Annotated in this window: 2 tRNA genes and 1 rRNA gene; all 3 read right to left on the reverse strand. The window is 56.3% G+C overall.

Annotated features, from left to right (window positions below):
- Positions 1 to 466: 466 nt before the first annotated feature.
- Positions 467 to 542: transfer RNA gene (locus ABRA89_RS19965), tRNA-Ala, on the reverse strand.
- 39 nt (positions 543 to 581) lie between these two features.
- Positions 582 to 658: transfer RNA gene (locus ABRA89_RS19970), tRNA-Ile, on the reverse strand.
- Positions 659 to 1,053: 395 nt separating this feature from the next.
- Positions 1,054 to 2,537: ribosomal RNA gene (locus ABRA89_RS19975) — 16S ribosomal RNA — on the reverse strand.
- Between the last annotated feature and the right edge of the window lie 192 nt (positions 2,538 to 2,729).

Here is a 2,729-nt window from a genome sequence, read left to right on the forward strand (position 1 = left end):
GCTGGTTGTCTAGACCAACCGGCGAAAGACCAGCTTCTCGAAACGGACCCGAACGATGCGCGGTCAGGCGACATCGGCTTCAAGTGACAGGAACCGTCTAGTCCAGCGTCGAGCGATGAACTCGACCTCTGGCAATTCCTGCCGGCAGGACCGTCGGACCACCCTCACCTCGAAGAGGCAGGCAGAACGCTTCGGAGCGAAGCGCGGGGTAAAACCCCTTTCCATGACGATCCTTCCAGATCCGTCTTCTTCTTCACGATGTTTGAGAACAGGCAGACAAGGAAGGCCAAAGCCAATCCAAGCTGCAAACTTGAGCTTTCTCTCCTGGATATGACGGACGGTCGCTCAAAAGCGCCCTGCCCTGTTGTATTTCACGTGTCGCTACAGCGCTCGCCCCAAGAGGGCTCGCGCATTTCGGTCTCGCGAACGCATGGTTCGCGTTCGGCTTACGCCGAACCGACCTCAATGGTGGAGCCTATCGGGATCGAACCGATGACCCTCTGCTTGCAAAGCAGATGCTCTCCCAGCTGAGCTAAGGCCCCATTCTGAAGCGAGCCAACCAAGCAGACCATTCAAAGGAATGGTGGGCCCGGGTAGACTCGAACTACCGACCTCACCCTTATCAGGGGTGCGCTCTAACCAACTGAGCTACGGGCCCTGGCTGTGAACCAGCGAAGACGCCGGCAACCAGTAACATATGCTGCGATCGGAACGCCGCGAAGCCAAAACGTAGCGCGAACGCGCGTCGGCGATCGTTCGCCGTGCCGTCCGCAGGCCAGTGAGCGAAGCGAACGCTCGGCCGTAAGGACATATATCCAAGAGAAGAAAGAGAAACGAAGGCGGCGCTTGCGGCCATCACGCCGTGGCGACCGTCAGAACGGCAGCTCATAGGCGTCTTTGTTGTGACCGTGATTGCTCACGGGCGGTGCCGATCCGACTAGAAAGGCACCTTTGTTCTAAAACGATCGGGTTCGACGATCGATCGGGGCTCGATGTCGCCATTGCTGACGAACGGTCGAGGGCCGATCGGGCCGATAACCAGATCATCCTTAGAAAGGAGGTGATCCAGCCGCAGGTTCCCCTACGGCTACCTTGTTACGACTTCACCCCAGTCGCTGAGCCTACCGTGGCTGGCTGCCTCTCAAAGAGTTAGCGCACCATCTTCGGGTAGACCCAACTCCCATGGTGTGACGGGCGGTGTGTACAAGGCCCGGGAACGTATTCACCGTGGCATGCTGATCCACGATTACTAGCGATTCCAACTTCATGCACCCGAGTTGCAGAGTGCAATCCGAACTGAGACGGCTTTTGGAGATTAGCTCACCATCGCTGGCTTGCTGCCCACTGTCACCGCCATTGTAGCACGTGTGTAGCCCAGCCCGTAAGGGCCATGAGGACTTGACGTCATCCCCACCTTCCTCTCGGCTTATCACCGGCAGTCCCCTTAGAGTGCCCAACTGAATGATGGCAACTAAGGGCGAGGGTTGCGCTCGTTGCGGGACTTAACCCAACATCTCACGACACGAGCTGACGACAGCCATGCAGCACCTGTCACTCTGCCCCGAAGGGAGGAAACCGTCTCCGGTAACCGTCAGAGGATGTCAAGAGCTGGTAAGGTTCTGCGCGTTGCTTCGAATTAAACCACATGCTCCACCGCTTGTGCGGGCCCCCGTCAATTCCTTTGAGTTTTAATCTTGCGACCGTACTCCCCAGGCGGGAAGCTTAATGCGTTAACTGCGCCACCGAGCTGTAAACAACCCGACGGCTAGCTTCCATCGTTTACGGCGTGGACTACCAGGGTATCTAATCCTGTTTGCTCCCCACGCTTTCGCACCTCAGCGTCAGTTGTGAGCCAGTGAGCCGCCTTCGCCACTGGTGTTCCTGCGAATATCTACGAATTTCACCTCTACACTCGCAATTCCACTCACCTCTCTCACACTCTAGATCAACAGTATCAGAGGCCGTTCCAGGGTTGAGCCCTGGGATTTCACCCCTGACTGGCTGATCCGCCTACGTGCGCTTTACGCCCAGTAATTCCGAACAACGCTAGCCCCCTTCGTATTACCGCGGCTGCTGGCACGAAGTTAGCCGGGGCTTCTTCTGTGGGTACCGTCATTATCGTCCCCACTGAAAGAGCTTTACAATCCTAAGACCGTCATCACTCACGCGGCATGGCTGGATCAGGGTTGCCCCCATTGTCCAATATTCCCCACTGCTGCCTCCCGTAGGAGTCTGGGCCGTGTCTCAGTCCCAGTGTGGCTGATCATCCTCTTAGACCAGCTAAGGATCGTCGCCTTGGTACGCCATTACCGCACCAACTAGCTAATCCTACGCGGGCTCATCCATCCCCGATAAATCTTTCTCCAAAAGGACGTATTCGGTATTAATTCCAGTTTCCCGGAGCTATCCCGAAGAGATGGGTAGATTCCCACGCGTTACTCACCCGTCTGCCGCTCACCCCGAAGGATGCGCTCGACTTGCATGTGTTAAGCCTGCCGCCAGCGTTCGTTCTGAGCCAGGATCAAACTCTCAGGTTCGATCATAAGAGTATAAACCCTGACCTTCTGTCGCTTGCTCAAAGCAAAAAGACGAAAGAACCAGACCCCAAAAAATCCAGCCGACCCGAAAGCCAACCAGACAAAAAGAGACCCGGCATCGTCGATCATCCATCAGCCAAGGCCGAAACCCCAACCAACAAGACAACCAACGTCATCTATGCTTCGAAAGAC

The organism is Fulvimarina thalattae (assembly GCF_040239565.1).
Lineage (GTDB): Bacteria > Pseudomonadota > Alphaproteobacteria > Rhizobiales > Rhizobiaceae > Fulvimarina.